The sequence below is a fragment of the Candidatus Bathyarchaeia archaeon genome (genome assembly GCA_035283685.1).
Lineage (GTDB): Archaea > Thermoproteota > Bathyarchaeia > Bathyarchaeales > Bathyarchaeaceae > DATETJ01.
The window spans coordinates 504,270-528,984 of the sequence record DATETJ010000009.1; the positions used below are offsets into that span (position 1 = coordinate 504,270).

The window sequence follows — 24,715 nt, forward strand, 5'->3', positions numbered from 1 at the left end:
AACGGTCTGATGGAATCTGGTGATGAACCTCGATTCCAGCATGAAAGCCAAGCTGGTTTGAAATCAACAGCTGCAGGGTCTAGCATTTTGGCGTAAACAATGCACGAGCAGATCAAAAACATTCTTTAGGCATTTGAGCTTGTTGACCCACTTGGGATAATTGTTCATTGAAGCCCCTTTGCAAGATCTTGCATTTCCGCAATCGTGTAATGATATATTCCATAACTCTTACATCTTTCTATTGCCTTACGGCTGAAGGCTCTTGCAACAAAGAAACCAAAAACGTCTTTTCCCCGCAACCTTTTCTCTTCTTCAACAACTGTCCTAAATTCATCAACCAGACCAATCCCACACGGTCGTTTGTGATTCTTGGCTGTGAAGATAGCGATGGCTTCTTCCTTTTCAGATTTAAGATGCAATACCAAGTCTTTTTCCCTAGTGCCTTCCCTATCTCTGAGTCGTGGGAAAACCGTTTCGAATTGTTTCAAAGGAGCTATTTTCTTCCAAAGACCTTTGACAGCTGCGGAATACAGATCCTGTTCCAACGACAAACCTTTGATGTAGCTTGTTTTGCCTTGTATTCTCTGCGCCGCGATCGGAGATGCTAGGTCTGTTAGAAGCGGCTTGAACATCGCTGTGCCTTCACATAAGAGCTCGACCAGCTCCGGATATTCCATATATTTCAGTAGCCCAGGAACTCTCTCTTCGTACACTCGAATCAACCGGTAAGCAACATCAGCGATTTTTATAGATTCACTTTGGGAAAGAGACAAGTAATGTTTTAGCTCGGAAACAATAGATGACGTAGTTTCTACGACGTTTGACATTAATTCGTCATTAAGTAATGATTTACATTGATTATTGATGGTCTTCAGCTTCTTCTCTATTTCCTTAAGATCGGATTTCTTGATGGAGCCGGGGTCTTCAGACAAGCTGAGTAAGACTTCTACCAGCTCCTTGTGGATCTCAGCCCCAGCAAGGTCTTCGAAACGATACTTTGCGGCTATACCTTTCAGTCTGAGAATGTCCTGACGACGATGGGCCTTGCTTAACGGTATGTAGTCACAGATTTCAGCAAGGAATGAATAGTAGCGGCCTATTTCAGCCTCTTTATGTCTCAGCAAATTCTTGGAAATCTTGTGCAGAATCTGAGACTTGATTCTAAAATCGGATGTCTTGAGAGACATGTAGTACAACATAGTATCATCTAATTCCCCTGTATAACCCTCGTCAATGTGGAGTTTTCTAAGCCTTCTTTGGGAGGATCTCCCATTGTCGTTTCGCCTCAAAAGAGATGATATGCTCTTGATCTCTTCAAGTTCGTCTTTCATGTTGAATTCTATCGCAAGTTTTTCTGCTGTGTCAGCATGCCTCAAAGCCGATGCGTCATCGTTTAACAGGGCATAGTGGCACATCAAATGCTTATGATATTCAAAAAGATCCCATGCATAAGCAATACAGCCGAATACGTCCCTCTTTCGTAATGCATATGCAAAAAAATCGTAGAGTGCACATCGATAACTGCTTGGTTCGACCTCAGCCAGAACACGGAAATAATCTGCCAAAGCGCGACTTGCCTCCGCTTCGAGGTTGATTTTCCTCAGCATCAAACTTTCTCTAAGGAGATATTCTCTAGCCTTTTGAGAGGAATCAGAATTGAGAGCCTTGTATCTCAAACTCAAAGCTTCATAAAATTCTGAGCCCCTTTCGCTACCTTTAGATTTTAGACATCGCGACAATTTAAGTAATTTCGCAATCGCTTTCCCTATCCTGCCCCTATGAATATCTTCATAAGCTCTCAGCTTCAGCAAAGAGATGTCCAGAATCTCCTTTTCAACCTTGCTTTTCCCTTTCTTCCGCTGCCGTGACCAGAACCGCCCAAGCGCTGAGAAATGCTCGCTTTGGCTACATTGATTGCATTTCGGATATTCTCCAAAAAGGACTTGGTGAAAATCCTGACACACAGCTGATATCGTATTCGCCGCGGTCATCGTCTGCCACTCAATCTCAGAGTGATTTCTCGATTTCTTGATTTTCCTGACGACTTTGGCGTCAAGGTTAAATGATGGAAACAGTAGTTTGAAAGAGGCATAAAAAAAGGCTGTCGGAAGGTAACACCCAACATGCCCGTGAAGTAGCATAGATCCTAACACGTCAACGTCGTCGTCCGTAGGAGGCTTCGCTTGAAGATTAACACGCGCATTGTGATCATCAATTATGCGATTCAGGACCTTATGAGACAAGATTTCGAACTCGAGGGTACCTACCATTGCTGTCAGTTCTTGCATAATTCGACCTTCTCTATCAGTCGGATTTGTAAAACGCTACTTGAATAGTTTTTCTACAGTTGCATCTAAATATCTGAAGCATCCACTGGCAACGAGACTCACCTTGTGCTCTTCAAGGACTTGGGTTATCTATTGCAGCTGATGTGAGATGGAGGCTAAGACTCACGACCATGGCACGACCGAAAGGCAAAACTCAGCCCAGAGGTGATTTTTCAATCAAGCGACTGCGAAAATCATAAACTCAATTCGCTTGCACGAAACGAGCGCAACTGAAATAAGCACAAATCAAGGATACCGTTTGTAATCTAGCGCAGAGGGAAAACTGGCTTGGGCAATAATCAAAATCTTAACCTTAGCCTACAGTCGGTTCTTGAACGGTATCAGAAAGTGGAGCATCGGGAGTATCAAGTAGCCTGTATAAAGGGTGCGGTTGAAAGCATCAACAACGGCGCAGATGTAGTAATTGATCTACCGACAGGGGCAGGTAAAACACTGGTGTATGCTCCTATCGTTGCTGACGTATCAGATAATGGGAGGAGTGCACTTGTTTTAACAGCAACGAAACAAGCACAGAGGCGTGTGAATTCTGAGATAAGACAGTTTCAGAGAAAATCGCAGCCAGTTCTCATCTATGGGATTCAGGAGTATGACTGCCCCGTTTTAGATTCAAAAGCTCAGAATTGGTGCTGTGGAGAGCTTAAGGAGGAACTCTGCAAACCAAAGGGTGTAGACTGCGCCGTAATCCAATCCGAAAAAAATTATAAAACCTCCAATCTGGTTGTCACGAATTTCTCAAAGTTTCTTTTGGCGTCAGCAAATAGGAAGTACGACATTATAGTTTTGGACGATTCCCACAGCTTTGAAAATACGAAGGAACAAGCATATCAGATCATCATACACTATGCGCCTGTTAGAATTTTCTATGAGGAAGGGATACAACAGCCATCACTCTCCGTCATGGTTCAGGGTTTCCTGAACCTTTTTAGCGAAATCTTCGAACGATGCGTGAATCCAGAAGACAAGGAAGGAATCATAACTATAGAGTACATAAAGCGTTTAGCAGAACTTGTCAACAGCAAGAATGAAGAACAACTTAAGCAAGAGATCATGAGGCTTTCAGAACCCAAGCGTTCAATGTGTTGGAGCATCTACTATTTCATACGAAGATGTAAGGAATCAAGCAAATACCAGTTCTATGTCAGAAAGGATTTTTATGATCCTCAAGATTGGGATTCGAGCGAACTAATCTCAAGAAGGGACGACATAGTTGAGTATATTATTCGTAACCGTTTCAATGACAGCAGAGTGATCTTTGTTACGGCGACACCCGGCGATGTGAATCTGCACGCTAATTCCTGCACTCTGAGAGACTACGATAGCATTAGACTTGAAATTGCACCTCCAAAGGACTCTCATTATCCAGAGATCGATAACTGGTTTCGAAAACTCGCAATTATAATAGTCGACAATATAGGCGACACTAGGCAACAGAGTTACTTTGAAAAAGCCATTGGTCTGACGACGGACATACTCGAGAACCGAAAAGAGAGGGCACTCGTGCTCTTTAAGAACTACAGGGACCAGAGATCGGCCTATAATATCCTCTCGAAGAAATTTCCTTCGGACAAGCTTTTTTTCATAGACGTTTCACTGCAGGATAGTGATGTAATTGAAGAGATAGCTAGCAAGAAGAAAATATCATTGGCTTCTGCTTCTTCGACCTTGTGGGAGGGAATCAACATCAAGAAGTTAGGTCTGGCTATCATAATCTCACCTCCATTCATTCGTCCGCACGTAGGCCATGCACTGAACTATCCATACTTCGAACGGAGAATGTTGATTCGGCTTCAACAAGGCATAGGCAGAATCATCAGAAGCCCTGCAGACTTTGGAGTCGCGGTATTAACAGACAACCGCTTCAAAAGATACATTAATAGACGCATGTTCAATCAGAAATTGCGTGAGCGAGTTGAGTTTCTGAAATCGGACAAAGTTGTCTCTAGAATCAACGATTTGTTCTCTCAATGGGGGGCATCGTAAATGTATCATGCAAATCTGTTTCCGTTGACAAGGCACGAGCCTCTTCCAGTATGTTGGTACACGCCCAGCATTGACCCCAAACCAATTAACAAGCCACAGCAGTATCAGATCCTCGGTATTGTTGCGAAGCAAATCCTGTATCGGGAAAGAAAGCCTTCTGTCTCAAGCGGACAGCAAATTATGTCGTTGTCTCCTATCTCCAAACTTACTGGACACGTTGCCGAGATTCCTGAAGTTGGTAGGTTTAACGTCACGCTAGTCGACGCTGGCAGTTCTTCTGTGGGATTGGATCAGTTCGATCAATACCGACTTTTGGTGAATAGACTCGCAGACATAGCTCTCACAATGCTTTCCTCTGAATATTACAAGTTTCACCCGGAAGCTCCTTACATACTCCGCGACGAACCCTACTTTGATGCAGATCTTATAGAGAAGACCGGTATTATAGATTCGAAAAAGTACTATCGAGGGCTTCATGAATTCAATAATTTGCCTGTCTTTGTACTCAACCGTGAAACTGAACTGAGATCTCATAAGAACTTGCTCAACGAAATCAAGAGTCTAATGAAGTATTACGAATTGACAAGAAAGACCAATGCGGATTTCTACAATCCACCGAAGGAATTCGTCGATTACGTGAATTTCCTGCTGAGGGGTAAAGTTGCCGAGGTCATTAGTTATCCAGGGCCAAGTGTTAAGGAAATCAAGGAGGTAACCTGGCAGCACCGTGCATGCGACATAACACCAGGTTCTACAGCGTCTCATGTCGAATACTTGCGCGATACCTATGGCGTCCAAGAACTTGATCCAAAGCAGCCCTTAGTTGTATACGAAATCGGACTGGACACGAAGCGAATACAGTACCATGTTCCAGAAGTGTTGTCAATTGGACACACATTCAGTGATCTGGAGAAGCGAATACCTCGTTGGCAGAGAACGCAGGTTTGGGGAGTGATCCATCCCGACTGCAAGAACCAGCTGCAAAAGATTTATGGGGTTCTGCTTGAAGTGGATCGAATGCTTCGAACATACCTTCCTGAGATCTATCCAAAACTCGTGGAGATCTCAACCGAAGCGATGGATGTGACCTCACTTGTTTCCAAGCCAGCTGAGTTGAAACTCAAGTTTGGAAATAAGGATATGTTGATAAAGACACCGTATGACGTAAACTTCTATCATAGTTATACAGACAAGAAGCTCTCATTCGCAAGACCAATCGAAAACATTCGTGCACTAGTCTGCGGACCTGATAGGTCGCAGAAGATCAAGGTCTTCTTGACCGCGCTTGCAAAGGAATTCAAACTCAGGAACAATTCTGAGTTGAGTTTTGACTATGGGACACTGGATTTTGACAGAACTGATTACTCTGGTTATGACGCAGTGATCACTATAGGAAGCGACACAGGCGAAGGAGATGAAAAATACGACAGATGCAAGGAGATACTCCAGAATTCATTAGGAATAATCCATCAACATGTTACTGAAGAACATGCGAATGAAGACTCTGTAATGGCGTTGGTTATGGAGATTAACCTTAAGTTCGGAGGTGACCCTTGGCTACTTCCTGACCAAGAAAACATTCCATGCACGGTGGGAATCCATAGTTACTCCAATCCATACTCTGGAAAACAAGCTATATTCGCTTTAGCACTTGACGGCAGAGGCGCGTTGCTGAAGCAGTTCGACCCAGTACAACCAACGGACTTCGAAAACCTAGCTCAAGAACTACTGGGCTTAAATGAAGACTACGGTCGGATTCTCTACGTTCTTTCATATGATCGATTCAATATTTTTGAGAAGCTAGAAGGCATTTTAGGAAGCACGGGCAAGAAAGTTGAATACTGCATCGCAGAGATAGACGATCAAGATTACGTTCGATTCTTTGAAACATGGCTGCCTAGAAAAGCGCCTAGGTTTGGCAAGATTGTTTCTGTACGTGAAAGACCACCAATCGAAGCCTATGAAAGCGCTCCCCAAGGCGTTGCATTGAAGTCTGATGATGACACCTTTTTCCTGCTTACAGGTAAGACAATAGAGAAAGATGCAACCAAGCGTGGGTGCCCGATGCCAATCAGACTTCTAATCAAGAAAAGGAAAGGCAAGACATGGGAAAGTTCCGATATTGTGAATCACGTATTCGCTTTGTCTATGATGGGACGAGCAAGCGGACACATGACTAGATTACCATCTCCGCTCTATTACCTTCAGTCTTATGCTTACTACTGGAACAGATTTGGTGTCCCAAAAGATGAAAAAATCAGGCAACGAATCTTCTTCATATAAACTATCGACTATTCGACTTCCTCCATTTAGAAGTTGGTTACAAGCACTTCAGGTTTATTCGAAAAAATGTCAGAAGCATGGCTCTTTTTTGCACTCTCAAAAGGAGCTTCTTAAACAAATTCATTACGCAATTACCCGCCCTGAATTCAAAGTTGTTACTTTCACAGCACCTCCAGCATCTGGAAAGACACATGTAATCGCCCTCTGTGCATCTTATTTCCATGATCATGACATATCAACGTGTATTGTAACTCCTAACAACGAACTCAGATTCGAATTTCAGAAAGAGCTAGCCGAAGTCAATTGCAGATCAGAAGAGTCTCCGCCAGTAATCAATGTTGGCGCCTATGTCAAGAAGAGGCATGACTATGAATTTGCGTTTATTGATGAAGCTCACAACCTACGATCCGCGATCGAGTTGGACAGAGACATCGTCAAGTCCATTCACTTGGAAAAAGGAGAACCGCTTTACGAGGCTATCGTATCCTCTCTGGAAAAAGGTGAAGGTTATACCACAAAAGAACTAAGTGCTGAAAGTGCCCATGATATACTCGAGGGGATGATTGAAAGCAAGTATAAAAGTAGTGTTACGCAAATTCTGAAAACCTTATCTCAATGGCGTGGTTTCTGCATTGTTTGTGATACTACTTGTGACCTGAAGTTTCTGCTTGCTGACCCTGACAGAAGAGGACTTGTACCCAAGGGAAAATTATTTCTTTTTTCTGCGACTCTTTTGGATCCGAAGGAACTTCAGTTCTACTGTAATATCCCAAATGAAATGGTTCAAAATATAGGCGACAGCCAGAACGACTTCGTACCGAAAAAGAATGTTGCATATCGTTACATCTCATGCAATTCGAATGGTGAGAAGAAGAATCTAGTAGTATTCTTGCTGAAAAATACAAGACTGCGAACCTTGATTCTTGTTAACAGCAATTCGATGTGTCTCAAATGGGACAAAGCACTCTCACGGAAACTGGGAAACAGAGTCATGACGATAGGGTCAGGTCTTCATTACACAGAGAGGCTTAATGTCTATAGGAAATTCGTGTGTCACCCAAATCCCATTCTGCTGACTTCTTCCAACGTTTACTGGGAAGGGATATCGATTAAGGATCTGAGACTCCTGATAATTCCTAACCCTCCGTTTCCCCAGCCGAGTCTTCTGGAGATAGCTGAAGGAAAGCACACTCAGTATAGCAAGATAGCCAAGAGGCGGCTCATTCAAGGTATGGGCAGGGTGGGGAGATCACCTCAAGAGAATGGAATATGCCTTCTCTTATTTCGTTCACGAAATCTGGCGAGTCATATCAAGGCTACTACAAAATATAAAGCGATACATCTGATCACCGATTTGGGCTGAGTGCAACTTAAGAGGGATTCTGGTAGAAGTCAACAGACACGCAGCGCAGACTACTTCTAAACAAAAAACCACTCGGTATTATTACTTGTTCTAAGCGGAAGTTAATAACATCTGAAACAGAAACCCCCACAAACAGCCTGCGCCTGCGTGTCCAACTGCAACTGTCCAAGCTACTGCCCGCAGCCACAATATTCGGGGCGTTGATGTCACTAGGAACATACTGATGACGACATCCATACAGCCACAGCCGCAAAACTAGCTCCAACATGGCAGAAGACGACCTTAAGGGTCAGTTGCCTTCTTCTTTCACACAGCCCTTCCCGCAAACTATAGTTCAATGCTAGAAAAACAAAGCAGCGACAAGGCTTTTAACACTGCACAAGCTTTCTGTATATCGTATGCCTTTTACTCCATTCCACCTAGGTCCCGCATCCATCCTTGCCCTAACCCTATTATCCTACGTGTATCTGCCAGCCCTCCTACTAGGAAGCATCGCACCCGACATAGAACCCATGATCATACTATATTTCAACTTGCCCTACCCTCTCCACGGCTTCCTACACACCCTAATCGGAGGCACACTACTAGCACTGCTACTCACAACACTCACGTTCATACTGCGGAAACCCATAGAAAACATAATGTCTCTTCTAAAGCTAAGCCAAAAACAATCATTTCAAAGAATCCTAGCTGGCGCATTGATCGGCATCTACTCACACATCCTACTAGACGCCTACCTCTACACCGACATCCAACCCTTCTACCCACTAGACCAGAACCCACTCCTCAACCCAAGCACGTTCCGATACTTCGAAATCTACACAATCTGCACAATCAGCTTCATCATAGCCGTAGCCATGTACGGCTTATACCTGTGGAAAAAACACAACCCGCCGAGCCAGACAAAGAATTGACACCTTAGGTTATGCCGCAAGATTCTATTTTCGGAAAACCGAAATACATTTCGGAAAACAATACCAGCCTAGCAAAACCTTCAACCTCAAGAACTCAAAGAGAACCTGCGGTTTGCCGAGGACCTTTTAACCAAAGCCAAGTCAATCGTGATGCGGTAGCCCGCCAACAAAGAAACCCTATCACAACGTATTTATGTATGCATTTGGTATCATTTGTATACGGTGAACCCTTTGACACTCAAGCCACTGGCAGTAAGGATACCTGAAGAGATTGAGAAAGAAATTCTAGAAGCAGTTGACCGCATGAAACTCGACAAAGCCACAGTGGTTAGAACACTCCTCGAAATGGGAATCGAGGAATGGAGAAAACAAACTGCTCTAGAACTGTTACGAAACGGAAAAGTAACGTTTGCCAAAGCCGCAGAAATGGCCAAACTCTCACTCTGGGAACTCGCTGACCTAGTGAAACAACGCAACGTAGAATGGGTCAGGTACACACCTGAAGAGATCGAAAAAGAACTAAAAGAAGCCACTGTGGCGGACTCCGAGTGAAGCCACTCGTCTTCAACGCCACACCATTAATCTACATAACCAAAGTCGGACTAGCAAAGATCCTCGAACAATTAAAAGATGAAAAACTAACTTCACCACACGTCAAAAGAGAAGTCGTAGACAAAGGAAAGCGCAAAGGTATTCCAGACGCCATCATTCTGGACAAAATGTTCACTGACCACGTTTTCAAAGTTACCGAAGTCAAGAACAAGAGACTCCTCGCAAGTCTACTGGAGACAAAAGGGCTCCACATAACCGATGCAGAAGTCCTAGTCATTGCACGAGAACAAAACGGCATAGCAGTTATCGACGATGAGGTAGCAAGAAAAACCGCACGGATATTCGCAATATCGTATGTAGGCACACCTTGTATCCTGATGAGAGCTGTCTGTCACGGGCTGATTACAAAAGAAAGAGCAAAACAAGCCATAAACGAAATGACCCTCCAAGGCTGGAGATGCAGCCTAGAAAGCTACTCAAAAATAATGGAAGCCCTAGAAAGATGCGACAAGCGGCAAGGAAGAACACGAATCGAAAAACCAAAGAAATAACTCCTAGCCACTTAACAAAGGAGTTGATCAAAGCAAGAACGTCAAAGAGGACAAAGCCATGGAAACAGCCATCAAGAAAATCAGGAAAAAAGGCTTCGGCGTTATGAAAGGAGTAACCCCGTTCACTACCAAAGACGAGCTAACTGCACATGCAATAGACCCAGCAAAAACCGACCATGATAAGTACAAAGTTATCTTCGAAAACAACCGCGTACGAGTCTACGACTACAAAGACGAACCCGGCGACAAAACAAAACTCCACCACCACAAAGACTTCCTACTATACGCGCTCAGCCCATTCAAACGAAAAATGACCTTCACCAACGGCAAAACCACAACACGAGAACTCAAGCAAGGCGAAACACTGTGGTCAGACGAACAAGCACACATCGGAGAAAACATCGGAGACACAAACACACACGTCCTTATCATCGAACTAAAAGAACCCCCACCCAAACACAAGAAGTAGTAGTCAACGTACACGCCGCACAGACAACTACTTCTGAACCTAAAGCGCCTCGGTATTATTACTCATTCTAAGCGGAAGTTAATAACATCTGAAACAAAACCCGCCCACCCAGAGCAACATCAGATGTTAGTGTTTCTGAGACAACTTCAACACTAACACGCCCCAAAGGTCAACAGCCCCAAAAACTACTTCCAACATAGTAAGAAGGCGCTAAGCGATTGTCTCCTTCTTATTTTGAAATCTCTCTTCCCACAAAACCGGCAACATACGCAAACGTCACGATTAACAACATTGAAAGTACCATTAAAACACCAGCAAACAGAGCCTAAGACACCATTCAGAACCCGCAACAAACCCTAAACCACAACCTGAAAAACCCGACTTTCACCGCAAGAAAAATTTTCAGCACTCATACTAACCATCTACACCACACCCAACAGCCTCAAACTCATGAATTCACATCACACAGAATAACGCTAAGTAACCCTACGTCACGCTAAGTAACGCTAAAGCACACTAAACTATCAAATTGACGAACCAAACGAAGAACACGATAATGAATAATGGTGGGCTTGAACCAACCTTTCCCCAACCCAATCACACAGCCAAAAGCTGATTACATAGGAGGTGATCCGGCCGCAGGTTCCCCTACGGCCACCTTGTTACGACTTTTCCCCTCTCGCGAACCTAGGATTCGACACAGCCACAAAGGACCACGCCTCATCCTAAACCCACTCGAGTGGAACGACGGGCGGTGTGTGCAAGGAGCAGGGACGTATTCACCGCGCGCTGATGACGCGCGATTACTAGGGATTCCATTTTCACGAGGGCGGGTTTCAGCCCTCGATCCAAACTGAGGCCAGGTTTCGGGATTACCTACCCCTTTCGGGGTCGGAACCCACTGTCCCAGCCATTGCAGCTCGCGTGTGGCCCGGGCGATTCGGGGCATACTGACCTGCCGTGGCCCACTCCTTCCTCCACCTTATCGGCGGCAGTCCCCTCAGAGTGCTCCTTGGAAAACTCCTCGGTAGCAACAGAGGGTGTGGGTCTCGATCGTTGCCTGACTTAACAGGACACCTCACGGCACGAACTGGCGACGGCCATGCACCTCCTCTCAGCTCGTCCAGCAAGACCTTCAATCTGGCTTTCATCCTGCTGTCGCGCCCGGTAAGGTTCCCGGCGTTGACTCCAATTAAACCGCAAGCTTCACCCCTTGTGGTGCTCCCCCGCCAATTCCTTTAAGTTTCAGCCTTGCGGCCGTACTCCCCAGGCGGCAGGCTTAATGGTTTCCCTGCGGCACTGGAGCGGCTCGTAGCCGCTCCAACACCTAGCCCGCATCGTTTACAGCTGGGACTACCCGGGTATCTAATCCGGTTCGCTCCCCCAGCTTTCGTCCCTCACCGTCGAGCGCGTGCTAGCCGACCGCCTACGCCACTGGTGGTCTTCCCGGGATTATAGGATTTTACCCCTACCCCGAAAATACCGTCGGCTTCTCCCGCCTCCTAGCCTTACAGTATCTCCTGCAGTCCAACGATTGAATCGCTGGATTTAACACGAGACTTGGAAGGCCGGCTACGGACGCTTTAAGCCCAATAATCATCCCTACCACTCGGAGAGCTGGTATTACCGCGGCGGCTGACACCAGACTTGCCCTCTCCTTATTCCTCCGCTTTCTTACAGCGGAGAAAAGCCATCCTCAGCGGACGGCACTCGGGGTAGCCCGTTCACACTTTCGTGCATTGACAAGTTTTCGTAACTGCTGCGCCCCGTAGGGCCTGGGACCTTGTCTCAGTTCCCATCTCCGGGCTCCCGCTCCCACGGCCCGTACCGGTTATAGGTTTGGTGAGCCGTTACCTCACCAACAGCCTGATCGGACGCGGCCCCATCCTTGAGCGACGCCAAGAAGCATGATCCTGGCGCCTTTTGGACGAGAACCCGTTCCAGGTGTTCTCATCTATCGGGGATTAGCCCCAGTTTCCCGGGGTTGTCCCTGTCTCGAGGGTAGGTTAGCCACGTGTTACTGAGCCGTATGCCACGCTTCACTCATGGCTGTGAAGCGTTCGACTCGCATGTCTTAGTCCCACCCCGATAGCAGTAGGGTCCGGCAGGATCAACCGGATTTGTTGTTTGGATGATTTTTCGGCACTTTGTTTGGGAGTACTGTTCTGTTTTCCCATAACTTTGCCGCATTTGGCTAGACTGGAATTGGGGAAAGATTTGTTCAAGCCCTTTTTTGACCCGAGAGAGTCTGTGCTTTTTTCGGGTCTACATTTTTTGTGTCCGTATCTGGAGGTCAACCGTTATGGTCATCCTTAGGCGTTACGCGCCGTTTTGTCGTGGTTGACGCCGCCTTTTTTAGTTACGGACGGCTTTGTAGCCAATTTATTCTTGAGGCGGTTTCGTTTGATATAAGGGTTGCTGTGTGGTGATCTGGGTGAGGGTTAGTATGGGTGCAGAAAAATTTTTTCAAGGTGGAAGTTGGGCTTTTCTGTGTGTTTTTGTGGGTTTGTTTTAGTTTCTGTATGGTGTTTCTGGCGCTGTTTACTTTTGGTTTGTGGTGCGCTTCAACATAGTTTAGCGTGAAGTTTAATGTTGGCATGCGTGGTGTTTGCGTATGTTGACGGGACTCTGCGGGAAAAGAAATTTCAAAAGAAGAAGGAAACAATCGCTTAGCGCCTTCTTCTACAATTGGTGCGGTTGGGTTTAGCAGGCTGAAAGCTGTGTGGACATCGTCATAGGAGTGTTCCCGAGTGACATCAACGCCCGGTATGGTTTTGTTGGCTTGGACAGTTGCAGGCTGAACATGGAAGCGCAGACTGTTTGTGGTCGTTGAAAAGGGGCTGTGGCTGTTTTGAAGTTGTTGTTGACGTTGAAGGGTTTACCACAACAACTACTTGAATGTTGGACGTGATTATGTGAGAGCGGTTTCTGTTTCAGATGTTATTAAATTCCGCTTAGAACGAGTAATAACACCGAAGGGGGGTTCTGCTTTAGAAGTAGTTGTCTGCGCCGCGTGTACGTTGACTACTACTTCTATGGTGTGTGTGCGTCGGTGCGTGGCTGAATAGAAGAGGGTTGACAATGTTATGGTTTTTGACGTACTATTTGGAGGTGTCCTGCGAAGTTTACTAGTGACGTGTTTGTGCAGTGGGCGAGTTCCATCTTGAGTAGTTTGTTGCGGATTTTTGGGTCTGCTTCGAGTTTTTGTAGGATTTGCTGGTCGACTTGGTGCATGAAGACTGGTGCGCCGATGATTTCGATGACGGTTAGTCCTGCTATTGTGAAGTATTCTGTTAGTTCTTGATAAGTGAGGTTGTGTTGTGGGAAGTCGCAGTCGTATGATATGTTTGTTTTGAGCAGTTGTTCTGCTTCGTTTATTTTGCCTGCTTGGATTAGTTCGGGTACGCGTCTGAATTTGGTGTCCAAGCTTGCGATTACGTAGGCGCCTTTTTTGGCAACTCTGGCTAGTTCTTTTATGGCTTGGGCTGGTTTCATGCAGAGCGAAACTGCGTCATATTGAGAGAAGACATAATCAAAGTGGGCAGTTTGGAATTCTTTCATGTTGGTGATGTCAGACTTTACGAATGTGGCGTTGTGGTTTGTTTTGAGTTTGGCGAAGCGTTTTGCTGCTTCGTCTAGCATTCCTTGTGAGATGTCGGCTATTACGATGTTTTTGTAGCCTAGTTCTACTAGCTTTTGTGCCCAGTAGCCGTCTCCGCCGCCTGCGTCTAGTATCGTGATGGATTTGCGTTTTGGCAAATATTTGGTTAGGAAGTGCCATGTGATGTCGTCGGCGAAGCTCATGGCAGCCCGTGCAGTGTCATATCTCGTTGGCGCAAAGGCATTAGAAGAATAACCCTTCGCATACTTGTCGAAGATCTCTTCAACACTAGTCTTCGGCATATCGGTCACATCGGGAAAATATGTTTGGTTGGCTCTTAAGTGATGTGAACACTGTTGAGGAGCCTTAAGTGATGTGCGCAAGAGAATAGGCAAAGAAATGAAGTCAAATACTATCCCAACGAAATCAACAAAGAATGTTCCCTAGTTAAAGAAATGCACGTTTTAGAGGGCTCAAGGCAAGACTACTATCGCTCGCAGGCTTCCATTACCGCAGCTACAAAGTAGCAGGCATCTGCAAGATCTTCTCTCTTAAACGCGGCGAAGAACTCTGCGGAGTAGTTGTCTATTCTTATCTGCCTGCAGCATGCTTTGGACGAAGAATGGTCCTGCCAAGAATGAGCATGCGAGAGCTGAATGAGAAACTCAGCATTATCAGCCGAGTAGTAGTTCATCCTAGGTATAGGACAATCGGACTAGTCACAAACTCGCCCGAGAGACCCTAGCGCATGCTGGCACACCATACGTGGAAACAGTAGCCGTCATGGCCAAGTACAATCCCTTCTTCGAGAGAGCAGGCATGCGCAAAATAGCTGAAAGCAAACCGGTCAGAGAGACTCTAAGAATCATAGAAGTGCTCAATAAACTAAGTTTCAACGCCACCTATTTATGCAGCCCAAAATACGTGCTGAGGAAACTCGCCAATCTGAACACCCAAGAGCTAAGCATGCTCAAGACAACCTTCTTGGAAAACAAGCATCCACGCTTCATGAAGGAATTCAGCTTCCACGATTCTTGCGGCAGAAGCAAGTTCTACAGAAGGGCGGTTGAAAACGCAGACCTTGAAAAACTCTCTAAACTGACTGGCATCTGCGGTATGCTACTTCAGAAAAAAGTCTATCTCTTCTGGTGTTCCGAATAGAGTTTCGCGCGCGCTAAAATTCTCATTTAGAGCGTACGCGCACACCTTGCACAGTTAAATAGGGTTATCCACAAATTTCTTGCAGATGTCGCAATACCAGCGGTCAAACGTTTCTCCCCGTTTGCCCTGCACAGGCCTCTTCTTTTTCCCCGGGTGCTTCAGGTTCTCGCACACTTGCGGAGGCAGATTAGAGAGCTTTCCAGCACGTTCCTCAAAAGCCTCTATTGCTGATTTGGTCTTTTGAACAAGCTCGTCTAACTCCTTTAGCTGTGCCTCGGAGGCTTGAATTCTTTCTATGTACTCGCTTGTTTCTTTGATTAAGGCTAAACCCTCCCATGTCTTTATTTGAGTTCTAATTCGCTCTCTCTTTTCATCGAGAGCGTCTTTGTCACTTTTGAGTTCGCTATATCCGGGAATTCTTGTTTGCAGATTACCTAAAAGTCGCTTTTCAATATCGTCCAAGCCCAGTTGAAGTTTTTCTGTCCTCTCCTTGTCACCTTTTGATTGTATAATCAGGTTCTTGGCTTTTTGAGTAAGCTCTATATCACGCAATATTTCTTTATTCTCAAGTTCACTGATGGTTTTGGAAACTTTCGAAACTAGAGCGTTGTTTTCATTCAAAGGTAACTCCCCAGTTTCTCCGCAATCCTACCGACGTTAGTAGATTGTTTTCTCTATATATGCGTGTTACTAGCACACAGCTTGATCAGAGAATCTTCCCGTTACCTTAAAGAAACGGGGGTGCAAACTGCTTTAGGATGCGACTAATCATCATGGGTTGTGGCGAGTAGCTGCGCCACCAGAAGTGGTCACTGCCGAAGAGCCGATTGCTTTAATATTTCTTGGGTAATCTACAGTTGTGGTTTGTGTTTTGGGCACTCTCGGAACGAATGATTTTGAGGAACGCCGTCATTTCGCATATACCGAATATTGCAGGTTCAAAGACGATTTCTTTGATTTTCTTGGATACGTACCTTTGGTCAAGAAGAACCTCACTGTGTTCTCACCCAAACTGTCATCGTTGATTACTGATGTTTGTGAGCAAATCCTCGATTGTCTTGAGACCTGGGTAGCTGCTCCTCGGGAAACTGTCAAACATCTTGGTATGTCTACAACTCTCTTAAACATGACAAATACAAAGCCAAAGAAAGCGCAAACTTGAGAGCGGCACTCCATTGCCTAGCTGCCCTATATAGACTAGTGACCTATAATCACAAACCAGATTCGAGTCCATTGTTGTTCTCGATGACCAAGGTGTCTAGGTTTTCAGCGACAGGATAGCACGGTCGAGCACATCATTTGAACTCTAGGCGTGTCGCGGAAACGCGCACGCTATATTTACCAGACCGCCTTCCGCTTCTTTGTTGTTGATTACTTTCGTTCTTGTCTCCCTGCTTTCTCCCCTCTTTTGCGGAACCAACGTTAAATGCGGTGAAGCCTAAGGGCTTGCTTTTGCTGTCTTAGGAGCTGTGTTTGTTGGGCGAGTTTGCTATTGGCTAGTTATGCGCTGGCGAATGTGCTAAGGAAATCAACGGCATATGCTACACGTGCCAGAAATGTGGGGTGCATTACTGCTTCACCTGCGCTTACTACACGAGTTGGAAATGCCCCAAATGCGGAGAAAGACTAACATGAACCCATACCCCGAACACCACATCGTAAGAATCAGGCGCAAAGTGACGAGATCCCGCTACCTCAACAAGGCCGTTTACAAGTGCAGTCGCTACGAACTAACCATACCCGCCAAATACAAAGATTTGGTTGAAGCCTTCATGAACAAAGACCTACAAGTCGAAGCAAAACAAGAAGATAACACGTTGATCATAAGGGCTAAGCCTGCAGAAAGATTTGGAGAAAACTTGTAGGTTCTCAACGAGTGGTTGTGTTCGTGGTTTACAGAACATCTATGGATGGCAGGTGGCACTGCAGTTGGTGCTACTTCACGCATGAAGACTACAGGGTTGTTATTGACCATGAGAACAACGAACACGGAGGAAAAAAGGTTCTCAAATGAGCGCGCAAACAACCTAATCATAGAAGCAAAACCAACAGAATGAAGGGCGAAACGATTAACGCGTGTGCATGGATAGTGGATGGCGCGCGCTTCACAGGCTGCATGTCTTTTAAATCTTAGAAGACTACAGTTGAGTTTGTGGTGTAGTGCGATGAAAGCAATATTTGTTGGAATTTTCGTTTTGTTGAGTTTGGTTCTCACTGTGCCTAGGGTTAATGCGCAACCGTATTTCGCAGTTTATCCTACTGAAGGCAATGTTAATACAGATATATTTCTACAAATAAGAGGGTTACCTGGTACTGGTTTCTACGAGGTTTACTATCTCTATATTTTCTGGGATGATATTTTGCTTGGAACATTCCCTGACAATTCTCAAACTTACAATCATTACTTTGACACTCATTTTTCCCCACCGAACAGCGGAAGTTATTCTGCACTAGGAAACCATACCGTCTACTTCGAAGTTTGGAATGCTGGTAGAGGCACGATGTTTATCAATGCAACATTTGACTTCACAATTACAGAGTATCTTCCTTGCCCTGAATATCTTGCTATGAATGCTACGTACTATGAGCTACTTGGCAACTACACCAATCTTTTAGCCAACTACAATTCGCTGTTTGTCAATTATACTGCCTTACTAGCTGATTACAATTCATTATCGACAAACTACAATAATCTCTTCAAAAGCTATGATTCCTTGGCAAAACACTATAGTTCTCTCAATTCTACTTATGATGAGCTGACAGACAACTATGGCGGTTTACAAGCAAGCTACGATTCTCTGAAAACAAACTTTGATAGATTGGAGTCAGACTATAATTCGCTGAAATCAAACAACAGCAACCTGACAACAAGTTATGATGCTCTAGTCGGTGAACTGGTTTCCACTAGGAACTTGAGCTACATATTCATTACAACAACGTTGATATTCGTAGCTACAACTGTCTTCTTTGCGGCTAGATAACCCGGGGCGAAAGCCGCCTAGAATCGAACACACCTTTCTTTCTGTTCACAATATGAATACCCAGCGCCAACAGAAAAAGACAAGCGATGAAATAAGCCCGAGTCTGCAAGAACCTTTAGGGCTCACGCTGGATGTAAAGAGAACGTAAGTGAGAAAGCCGTTACGTTTAGGGGACACTTGGTGTTGGTGTCTGGAGTTGAAGGTCTGCTCCACATTCTAGGCAGTATTTTGAATCAGAGGGAACTCGTTTCTTACACTGTGGACAAATGGCCAGAACCATTGGCGTATGCGGATGTCTTTCACCTACGCCTTTGATTATTTCATCTCTGTCTATTTCCAACCCTGTTTTCCTGACACTGAAAACAGTTTCATTGACTACGATAGCAACGACACCGCCAAAAAACAGAAATATGTACAACAACATGTTAGTTGGGCTTTCACCTTGGGTGAAAGCTGCAGGCGCGAACAACAATAGCGAAATTTTGGCTGCCCCTGCAATAGCCATTACAGTTCCTATGCCCCAAACGAGCATTCTACGGTAACTGCTAATATGCCCCATTTATTGCACCTGAATTTCCTCAATGGATCTGATCTTCTATTATTGGTTATGAATCTGAAATATGGATCCGCGCACTATCCGGAAAGGAAGCTAAACCGCCGAAAGGCCCCCCCCGTGAAAACGTTTAGGTCGCCCTAAAAACCCTCGCAAAAACACCTGCCTTAAGCGACCTTCAGCCCCCGTTTTATTCATGAAAATGCAGATTCCGTTTAAATAGATGCCTCAGCAAAATTTCGCGACTAGCACGTTTAGGAGTCCCTTAAACGTTATCGCCGAGGTTTAGAAGTACAGGAACGTGTTGATTAACGTGATAAACTGCTTCTGGGGAATTAGAGGGTTTTTACCGGCTTTTAGGCGAGGCTGCATGTGCCCAAGAGCAAACCCTCAGCCATCAAGCTACAAGTGTTCAAGGGACGTGAAGCCAAACTCAACAAAGCCATATTCCACACACCCGTCCTCCAAGACCCACAAGCAACCTACGACATATGCAAAGAGCGCGCACTAGCAAGGAAGTGAGTTTCTTGGCGCCTGAAGAAGCCAACACAGGCGGGCATCCACACATGGACAAGTCTAAAGATCTTTCAGAAGGCTCAAGAGCTTACCCTTCTTGCTGAAGTCTTTCATCTCTTCCGCTTCTAATATGGCACGTTGCACCCAGCTTCTCAGTTCATAAGAATAATCCGTTTTCGTCGGCTGTCTTCGGTCCACTCTGTTGCTCCACGATTGGGCCGCGGTGCTCATCTGCTTTTCTACTAATTCCATACCTTTCACCTCTCATTTTGTTTGCAGTAGAATGATCAAGAAAAAATGACAAAGAACGTTCAGAACCCGTTTTGTCAGTATTCTTCTCTACGAGAATTCTACCTGCTGATATAATGCGCTTCGCCGCATATTAAGATATGTGAGCACGTCTACAATAGGGGCGCGCAGCTGCTGAAACAGTCGGCGAGAACTCTAGTCTGCGCCCGTATGACAGCTTGTTTTGTCTCATCTAGCCTGTCCTTGTTTCAGAAAAAGTCGGACTCAGTCGGGGGTACAGACATCATCCAAATGTCCCCAGTCAAATTACCTCGATTTCTTCATTGCCCAGTTAAGTCTTAGTCTTTTGAAGATTTCAGCTTTGCCCCATACTGCGAAGTTCCAATACACGCACGGTGTGCATGCCTGCGCTTCCATCATAAACCTTTTATCCACCAAGTTCGCAACGCAATGAACGGTAGTGAGTAAACTACATGGCTAAATGCATTAAGTGTGGAGCAGAAGTTGGCTCACCGAAGAAAAGATGGAAAATGACTGGACGACCCGACAAGACAGGCAAGAGAATGCAGCTGGAAATCGGTCTCTTCGAGTGTCCAAAATGTCACAGTAAGTTCAGAGTCGCTTTAAGCAAACGAAAAATATGAGTCCGACGCGCCCTGATAACAAAGGAATTCTAGCAGCACTCATCTCCTTTTTTCATTCCGCTTTACCCAAGCGCATGGGCGCCTGGAAATCTAGGCAGCTACCATTTTTTGATTGACTCTTTTGGTTTGCCTTGATTCCTATTTGTATCAACCCGCATTAGTAATTTAGCGTAGCGCGCATTACCTTCTTTTCTGTTTCTTTCCGCCACGAGTTCTTCTTGTTTGATGGCCCCTCTGTTTTTTCCATTCCGTTTTTCTACGGGCATCTTCTCTTGTACTCATTTTCTATCATTTCACCTCTCAATTGTCAATAGTGGCCTTTCCAAAAAAACCTATTGTCCAAATAGTCGCGCACCGATCATATCTTTAGCACTTAAGCATTTAAGCGATTAAATGCTTACACCAATACGCCAATACACTTATAAGTCGGTAAGCATATAACATGTTATGTGGATAAGCAAATTTAAGGTGGATGGAAAATGACAACAAAGACAAAAGTGACGCGTGGCGTCAGAGAATTTGCTTATTGGAAAAACGTCTAACACGTGCGAATCGTGTATGACAATAGTTGATGATTGAAATGGGACGAATCAGCGTAGAGCTGTCAGATGAACTGGAAAAGAAGCTCAGGTTCAAGACGATTGAGAGATTTGGCGGGAAAAAGGGCGACCTATCCAGAGCTGTCGAAGAAGCCGTGAAAACATGGGTTGCCGAAGAAAAATAGATGCGTGAACAAGAGCGCGCGCCGCCTCTCTTTTTTCGGTATAGCGCGCGGGGTGGCTCAAGGTCGCTTTGCAGTCGGCGATTAGCCGCGATTCACCGAAGCGCCCGGAGAGCCCGACCGTTTGGGCATCATGGCCACTTGTTTTTTGTAAGCAAGGTATGGAATGACTATGCCTTTCCTAGAATCACCCCTCTTAGAAAGTTTATTGTTCGATCATTGTCTGGGTGTTTTTAATGGAAAGGCCAACGAGCGCGATAGCATTGCAAGCGGAGAAAGAGCTTTCGAGCATTATCTTCTAAGCCTTTTTTTCACCGGAGAAACCCGCCTGTTTCTCTAATTTGCTCTCAATTCCTGTTAGTTTCTTTTCGAGCGAAACAACGGATTTCGTTAGAACAGCGAGAATGCAAGCGGTATAGAAATCATGTGCTTCCTACCCCAATGCTTTGGATTCCTTAAAATACTCTTCGGTTGAAATCTTCCCCGTTGAATGTTCAAGAAGCAACTTCAACTGCTTCTTTTCCTTTTCTGAAGCTGTCTCCACGAAGGCTTTAATCGATTTTTCTATTTCCGACAAGTACTTTTCACACTCAATTTCCTATTGCTTTCACTGCCGAATAAAACTTGCCACGAAATCATAACGCGAGCTCCTCCTGCTGTGAGGGGTTTTCTATTATGCAGGTTTACGATCGCTTATCCGATTGTCTCTGGCTTCTTACGGGCGAGGAGCGTGCGCTATTCAGTTAGTCTTGAAATGGACTTTGACGAATCTGCCTCCAGCTCTCTTTGCCCTTTTCAGGGTGAAACTGTGTTTTCCCGCCTTGAAGTATTCTCTGAAGTCTGTGCCGCAGTTGCTGCATAAGTAAGCTTGGACCGTAAATTGGCTGTATTTCCATGTTTTCTTGGGTCTAGTGAGCTCTTCCTTGCAGTTAGGACATTTGGCCATTCAAATTCCCTCTTTTCAGTTATACTAAGTACTTATTAAAAAGCTCTGCAGGGATTTTGGTTTCAATTGTCTTTATGCGTGCGGGTCATCGGCAATCTTCACGGCGTCATCCAAATACTGCTTATTCTCAAAATTAGGCGGCTGGAAAGAGGAAACCGGAATCCTATGTTCCAGATACCTGCGGTCTGGAAGTTTGAGGACGCCTATCACCACGCCTAAGATAAAGTCCCCCCACCCAGCATCATCTACCAAAATCTCCTTTCTAACCGAAAACCGATCCAAATCCATAACCTACATTATCAATAACGTCAACAAATTGACTCTTTTCAAGCCGTTTATGTTTACCTGCCGACCATATTTGCCGCTTTCTATCTCGCCCACATATTGCATACCCTTCTTAGTTTGATTGCCAATAAACAATGGTTTTAAAACCTTCTTCTACTAAGATAAGATTGGGTGATTAAATGAGTAGGGAAAAGGCTGAGAAGAACGAAAAAGATAGGGTTAAGAAAGCTAGAAAAGTCCAAGAAAAGGCTGAAAAGGTTGAAAAAGATAGGGTTAAGACCGCTAGAAAGGTTCAGGAGAAAGCTGAGAAGGCTGAAGGAGACAGGGCTAAGACGGCTAGAAAAGTCCAAGAGAAGACTGATAGGACTGAGAAAGATAGGGCTGAGAAAGCTAGAAAAGTTCAAGATAAGGCTGAAATAGCTGAAAAAGGTAGGGTTGAGAGCGCTAGACAGAGCGAGCGCGCTAGAATATTCGAAGAAGTTTTGAGCCAAGCGTCGACGCACTCTAAAGGATGCTGTGAACCCTGTAACTTTCATGTTGTAACGAATAATGAAGAATATCAACCTTGTAAGCTGGGTCATGAAGACAGCGGACCGAATAAAGAAATCTGCGCTGATTGTACCAACTCGCGTTATCATCCAAAGAAATGATGGATTTGAACCAGTTGCTGGCATTTTCGAAACAGCTTTAGCCCTTCCATTTCCGTTACGTAGTCAAAGCCTTGTTCCATAAAAGCTGACAAGCCCATGCAAGCACGTTTGGGAAGTTGCAGAAGAAGTCATTCTTCCACTTCACGGTATGTAATTGGGTAGCTGATCTCAGGCAGTTTGTCGACTTCAATCATGATGGAGTCTAGGTGTTCTACGGATTCAAAGCGTCTCCCGCATTGAGAACACTGCCAAGAAACCTTGACCACATCTCCGCCGTAGTCGCGCCCAGGCGTGGTGCTTGAGAACCATTTCCGAGCATATGCTTTTGCGCCACAGTTGAGGCATTGACGTGGTTCTGGAATTCTATATTTCACCAACCTTTTACGACGCCTTCCTTTTGTGGTAGCTGACGAGCGCTCTCACACATTGCATATTGTTTTAGATTCAATTGTCAACAAACAATGAGTTTAAGTCTTTTCTTTCATAATAAAGCTTGAGTGATTCAATAAGCCAAGATGTACGCGCGCAAATTGAGGAGGAGAGAGGCGCGCAACTTATTGATGACTTCAATTTTTGTTCCGTTTCAACCGTTGTGGTTGCAGAATCGTACGGTAAATGACATAAATATAAATTCTCGTTTCAGTTTAAACTGAAGCGTGAATATAGACAAACTGAGATGTTTTATTCCAGTCGGTGGTCAGGCTAAAAGGTTAAGACCTCTGACGCACGACGTATCAAAGCCTTGTGTTAGGTTCTTGAACAGGCCGTTAATCGAATTCTCAATGGCGCCGCTGGCTGAGCAAGGTGTGAGGGACTTCATTTTCGGAGAGTACGGTTATACCAACTATCTGAACCTTTTCGATCAGTATGGAGAAGGGGTTGGGTTCTCAGCAAAGTATAGGATCGAGCCGAGGGTGCACATCAAACATCAGCCCAACCTTGACGACTTGGGAAGCGCCGATTCTTATAGGCTAAACGTGGAATACTATGATGTCCATGATCCGGTCCTTGTTGTACAGGGAGACAGCCTCTTCGACATCAATCTAAACGACTTCGTCAAAAGACATGAGGAAAAGGGGGCAATAATGACCATTGCCTTAACGAGGGTGCAAAGGGTAGAAGAATATGGCATAGCCGAGTTAGATAAAGATCTGAGAATTAAGAGGTTTGTCGAAAAGCCTCCAGCGGAAAGAGCACCAAGCAATTTTGCCAACGCTGGCATCTATTTGCTTTCTCCAGAAGTGAGAAGGATAGTTGAAAGCGAAGAAGTAAAGGAGATAATGGAGGAAAGGAGGAGGCTCGATTTCGGTTTTGATCTCATTCCTTACCTAGTGGATAAAGGATTTCCCGTCTATGGTTATGAACTGAAAGTATGGTACGATGTCGGAGATCCAGAAAGCTATCTTAAGGCTATGCATGACGTTCTCTATGGAAAGCTGAACATAAGAGTCCTAGAAGAAAGAATTCTACCGGACAGAAACGTTTGGGTTCAGGGATTCAGCGAGGAGTCTGTTAAGAGACGGAAAGAGATTGCTAAAAAATATAAAGAAAATAGGTTGTCACTAGATGGCGCCGTTCTGATTGGTAGATACCCCAGAATAGGCGATTATTCCAAGATTGCGGATTCAAACATCGACAATTTCTGCATCCTCGGTGAACACGCAAACGTAGAAAGGTCAGCGATTATGGACGCTGCAAAGATTGGAGATTACGCCCATGTGTCAGACAGCATTCTAGGCAGGAAGGTTGTTGTTGAATCAACCCGTGAGAACCCCGTACGCATTGAATCAACTTCGGTGATTGGCAACGCTGTCCACATCAGGAAGGGTTGCAGGCTCATAAGAACTAGGGTCAACTATGGTTTAGCAATTCCACCAGGCATGACATACATTGATAAGTTCCTGCAAAACTACGAAGACGTCGCTAAATTGGCATCCTAACAGAGCTT

Annotated in this window: 26 protein-coding genes and 1 rRNA gene; 16 read left to right on the top strand and 11 right to left on the bottom strand. The window is 45.0% G+C overall.

Annotated features, from left to right (window positions below; translation table 11 throughout):
- Nucleotides 1-164: 164 nt before the first annotated feature.
- Nucleotides 165-2,288 carry a hypothetical protein gene (locus VJ249_09250; GenBank protein ID HKZ94747.1) on the bottom strand — a complete coding sequence of 708 codons (2,124 nt, stop codon included), beginning with the start codon at nt 2,286-2,288 and terminating at the stop codon, nt 165-167.
- A gap of 327 nt (nt 2,289-2,615) precedes the next feature.
- Here VJ249_09250 and VJ249_09255 point away from each other — a divergent pair, with 327 nt between their 5' ends.
- The 7 genes from VJ249_09255 to VJ249_09285 all read left to right on the top strand — a co-directional run bounded on the left by VJ249_09255 (nt 2,616) and on the right by VJ249_09285 (nt 10,460).
- Nucleotides 2,616-4,328: a helicase C-terminal domain-containing protein gene (locus tag VJ249_09255; protein ID HKZ94748.1), complete on the top strand. Its 1,713-nt coding sequence runs from the start codon at nt 2,616-2,618 to the stop codon at nt 4,326-4,328.
- Nucleotides 4,329-6,611 carry a hypothetical protein gene (locus VJ249_09260; protein HKZ94749.1) on the top strand — a complete coding sequence of 761 codons (2,283 nt, stop codon included), beginning with the start codon at nt 4,329-4,331 and terminating at the stop codon, nt 6,609-6,611.
- An 88-nt stretch (nt 6,612-6,699) separates the two neighbouring features.
- Nucleotides 6,700-7,974, top strand: coding sequence for a helicase C-terminal domain-containing protein (locus tag VJ249_09265; GenBank protein HKZ94750.1), 1,275 nt, complete (start codon nt 6,700-6,702; stop codon nt 7,972-7,974).
- A gap of 398 nt (nt 7,975-8,372) precedes the next feature.
- Complete coding sequence (locus VJ249_09270; protein ID HKZ94751.1) at nt 8,373-8,888, top strand: DUF4184 family protein; 516 nt, start codon at nt 8,373-8,375, stop codon at nt 8,886-8,888.
- Between the two features lie 231 nt (nt 8,889-9,119).
- A complete protein-coding gene (locus VJ249_09275) occupies nt 9,120-9,440 on the top strand; it encodes a UPF0175 family protein (GenBank protein HKZ94752.1) in 321 nt (106 codons plus the stop codon).
- Entirely contained in the window at nt 9,437-9,991 is a 555-nt protein-coding gene (locus VJ249_09280; GenBank protein ID HKZ94753.1) for a DUF3368 domain-containing protein, read from the top strand. The genes VJ249_09275 and VJ249_09280 overlap by 4 nt, the downstream gene beginning before the upstream one ends.
- 58 nt (nt 9,992-10,049) lie before the next feature.
- Nucleotides 10,050-10,460, top strand: a complete 411-nt coding sequence (locus VJ249_09285; GenBank protein ID HKZ94754.1) for a cytoplasmic protein — start codon at nt 10,050-10,052, stop codon at nt 10,458-10,460.
- 622 nt (nt 10,461-11,082) lie between these two features.
- Here VJ249_09285 and VJ249_09290 read toward each other — a convergent pair.
- Together VJ249_09290 and VJ249_09295 are read right to left on the bottom strand one after the other, a co-directional pair.
- Nucleotides 11,083-12,581, bottom strand: a 16S ribosomal RNA gene (locus VJ249_09290).
- Between the two features lie 963 nt (nt 12,582-13,544).
- On the bottom strand, nt 13,545-14,363 hold the full coding sequence (locus VJ249_09295; GenBank protein ID HKZ94755.1) for a methyltransferase domain-containing protein: 819 nt from the start codon (nt 14,361-14,363) through the stop codon (nt 13,545-13,547).
- Between the two features lie 463 nt (nt 14,364-14,826).
- Between VJ249_09295 and VJ249_09300 the strand changes: the two genes are divergently transcribed.
- Nucleotides 14,827-15,222 (top strand): hypothetical protein, encoded by a 396-nt coding sequence (locus tag VJ249_09300; protein ID HKZ94756.1) that lies wholly within the window; start codon nt 14,827-14,829, stop codon nt 15,220-15,222.
- Between the two features lie 54 nt (nt 15,223-15,276).
- Here the strand turns inward: VJ249_09300 and VJ249_09305 are convergent, their stop codons facing one another.
- On the bottom strand, nt 15,277-15,843 hold the full coding sequence (locus VJ249_09305) for a hypothetical protein (GenBank protein HKZ94757.1): 567 nt from the start codon (nt 15,841-15,843) through the stop codon (nt 15,277-15,279).
- 917 nt (nt 15,844-16,760) lie between these two features.
- Between VJ249_09305 and VJ249_09310 the strand changes: the two genes are divergently transcribed.
- The 3 genes from VJ249_09310 (at nt 16,761) to VJ249_09320 (ending at nt 18,203) form a co-directional block, all read left to right on the top strand.
- Entirely contained in the window at nt 16,761-17,087 is a 327-nt protein-coding gene (locus VJ249_09310) for a hypothetical protein (protein HKZ94758.1), read from the top strand.
- 11 nt (nt 17,088-17,098) lie between these two features.
- A complete protein-coding gene (locus VJ249_09315; GenBank protein HKZ94759.1) occupies nt 17,099-17,236 on the top strand; it encodes a hypothetical protein in 138 nt (45 codons plus the stop codon).
- A gap of 151 nt (nt 17,237-17,387) precedes the next feature.
- A complete protein-coding gene (locus VJ249_09320) occupies nt 17,388-18,203 on the top strand; it encodes a hypothetical protein (protein ID HKZ94760.1) in 816 nt (271 codons plus the stop codon).
- Nucleotides 18,204-18,369: 166 nt separating this feature from the next.
- Here VJ249_09320 and VJ249_09325 read toward each other — a convergent pair whose 3' ends face one another.
- Entirely contained in the window at nt 18,370-18,762 is a 393-nt protein-coding gene (locus VJ249_09325; protein HKZ94761.1) for a zinc ribbon domain-containing protein, read from the bottom strand.
- Between the two features lie 366 nt (nt 18,763-19,128).
- Here VJ249_09325 and VJ249_09330 point away from each other — a divergent pair, with 366 nt between their 5' ends.
- Nucleotides 19,129-19,278, top strand: a complete 150-nt coding sequence (locus VJ249_09330) for a hypothetical protein (GenBank protein ID HKZ94762.1) — start codon at nt 19,129-19,131, stop codon at nt 19,276-19,278.
- A 54-nt stretch (nt 19,279-19,332) separates the two neighbouring features.
- Here the strand turns inward: VJ249_09330 and VJ249_09335 are convergent, their stop codons facing one another.
- Nucleotides 19,333-19,524: a hypothetical protein gene (locus tag VJ249_09335; protein HKZ94763.1), complete on the bottom strand. Its 192-nt coding sequence runs from the start codon at nt 19,522-19,524 to the stop codon at nt 19,333-19,335.
- A gap of 470 nt (nt 19,525-19,994) precedes the next feature.
- Here VJ249_09335 and VJ249_09340 point away from each other — a divergent pair, with 470 nt between their 5' ends.
- On the top strand, nt 19,995-20,165 hold the full coding sequence (locus VJ249_09340) for a chorismate-binding protein (protein HKZ94764.1): 171 nt from the start codon (nt 19,995-19,997) through the stop codon (nt 20,163-20,165).
- A 98-nt stretch (nt 20,166-20,263) separates the two neighbouring features.
- Here VJ249_09340 and VJ249_09345 read toward each other — a convergent pair whose 3' ends face one another.
- Nucleotides 20,264-20,431 carry a hypothetical protein gene (locus tag VJ249_09345; protein ID HKZ94765.1) on the bottom strand — a complete coding sequence of 56 codons (168 nt, stop codon included), beginning with the start codon at nt 20,429-20,431 and terminating at the stop codon, nt 20,264-20,266.
- Nucleotides 20,432-20,736: 305 nt separating this feature from the next.
- Between VJ249_09345 and VJ249_09350 the strand changes: the two genes are divergently transcribed.
- Complete coding sequence (locus VJ249_09350) at nt 20,737-20,889, top strand: ribbon-helix-helix domain-containing protein (protein ID HKZ94766.1); 153 nt, start codon at nt 20,737-20,739, stop codon at nt 20,887-20,889.
- A 430-nt stretch (nt 20,890-21,319) separates the two neighbouring features.
- On the opposite strand, the gene VJ249_09355 is transcribed toward VJ249_09350, so the two are convergent.
- The 3 genes from VJ249_09355 to VJ249_09365 all read right to left on the bottom strand — a co-directional run bounded on the left by VJ249_09355 (nt 21,320) and on the right by VJ249_09365 (nt 22,120).
- Nucleotides 21,320-21,463, bottom strand: a complete 144-nt coding sequence (locus tag VJ249_09355) for a hypothetical protein (GenBank protein ID HKZ94767.1) — start codon at nt 21,461-21,463, stop codon at nt 21,320-21,322.
- A gap of 162 nt (nt 21,464-21,625) precedes the next feature.
- Nucleotides 21,626-21,832: a hypothetical protein gene (locus VJ249_09360; GenBank protein ID HKZ94768.1), complete on the bottom strand. Its 207-nt coding sequence runs from the start codon at nt 21,830-21,832 to the stop codon at nt 21,626-21,628.
- Between the two features lie 72 nt (nt 21,833-21,904).
- Nucleotides 21,905-22,120, bottom strand: coding sequence for a hypothetical protein (locus tag VJ249_09365; GenBank protein ID HKZ94769.1), 216 nt, complete (start codon nt 22,118-22,120; stop codon nt 21,905-21,907).
- Nucleotides 22,121-22,296: 176 nt separating this feature from the next.
- Between VJ249_09365 and VJ249_09370 the strand changes: the two genes are divergently transcribed.
- Complete coding sequence (locus VJ249_09370; protein ID HKZ94770.1) at nt 22,297-22,767, top strand: hypothetical protein; 471 nt, start codon at nt 22,297-22,299, stop codon at nt 22,765-22,767.
- 128 nt (nt 22,768-22,895) lie between these two features.
- On the opposite strand, the gene VJ249_09375 is transcribed toward VJ249_09370, so the two are convergent.
- Nucleotides 22,896-23,144 (bottom strand): hypothetical protein, encoded by a 249-nt coding sequence (locus VJ249_09375; GenBank protein ID HKZ94771.1) that lies wholly within the window; start codon nt 23,142-23,144, stop codon nt 22,896-22,898.
- Nucleotides 23,145-23,423: 279 nt separating this feature from the next.
- On the opposite strand from VJ249_09375, the gene VJ249_09380 reads away from it, so the two are divergent.
- Entirely contained in the window at nt 23,424-24,707 is a 1,284-nt protein-coding gene (locus VJ249_09380; protein ID HKZ94772.1) for an NDP-sugar synthase, read from the top strand.
- Nucleotides 24,708-24,715: the final 8 nt, after the last annotated feature.

Coding starts and splice junctions, on each gene's coding strand:
- VJ249_09325 (HKZ94761.1), bottom strand. CDS start 18,762: ATGGGGCATATTAGCAGTTACCGTAGAATGCTCGTTTGGGGCATAGGA.
- VJ249_09295 (HKZ94755.1), bottom strand. CDS start 14,363: ATGCCGAAGACTAGTGTTGAAGAGATCTTCGACAAGTATGCGAAGGGT.
- VJ249_09370 (HKZ94770.1), top strand. CDS start 22,297: ATGAGTAGGGAAAAGGCTGAGAAGAACGAAAAAGATAGGGTTAAGAAA.
- VJ249_09310 (HKZ94758.1), top strand. CDS start 16,761: ATGCTACACGTGCCAGAAATGTGGGGTGCATTACTGCTTCACCTGCGC.
- VJ249_09350 (HKZ94766.1), top strand. CDS start 20,737: ATGATTGAAATGGGACGAATCAGCGTAGAGCTGTCAGATGAACTGGAA.
- VJ249_09270 (HKZ94751.1), top strand. CDS start 8,373: ATGCCTTTTACTCCATTCCACCTAGGTCCCGCATCCATCCTTGCCCTA.
- VJ249_09250 (HKZ94747.1), bottom strand. CDS start 2,288: ATGCAAGAACTGACAGCAATGGTAGGTACCCTCGAGTTCGAAATCTTG.
- VJ249_09260 (HKZ94749.1), top strand. CDS start 4,329: ATGTATCATGCAAATCTGTTTCCGTTGACAAGGCACGAGCCTCTTCCA.
- VJ249_09365 (HKZ94769.1), bottom strand. CDS start 22,120: ATGGATTTGGATCGGTTTTCGGTTAGAAAGGAGATTTTGGTAGATGAT.
- VJ249_09320 (HKZ94760.1), top strand. CDS start 17,388: ATGAAAGCAATATTTGTTGGAATTTTCGTTTTGTTGAGTTTGGTTCTC.
- VJ249_09345 (HKZ94765.1), bottom strand. CDS start 20,431: ATGCCCGTAGAAAAACGGAATGGAAAAAACAGAGGGGCCATCAAACAA.
- VJ249_09335 (HKZ94763.1), bottom strand. CDS start 19,524: ATGGAATTAGTAGAAAAGCAGATGAGCACCGCGGCCCAATCGTGGAGC.
- VJ249_09340 (HKZ94764.1), top strand. CDS start 19,995: ATGGCTAAATGCATTAAGTGTGGAGCAGAAGTTGGCTCACCGAAGAAA.
- VJ249_09285 (HKZ94754.1), top strand. CDS start 10,050: ATGGAAACAGCCATCAAGAAAATCAGGAAAAAAGGCTTCGGCGTTATG.
- VJ249_09360 (HKZ94768.1), bottom strand. CDS start 21,832: ATGGCCAAATGTCCTAACTGCAAGGAAGAGCTCACTAGACCCAAGAAA.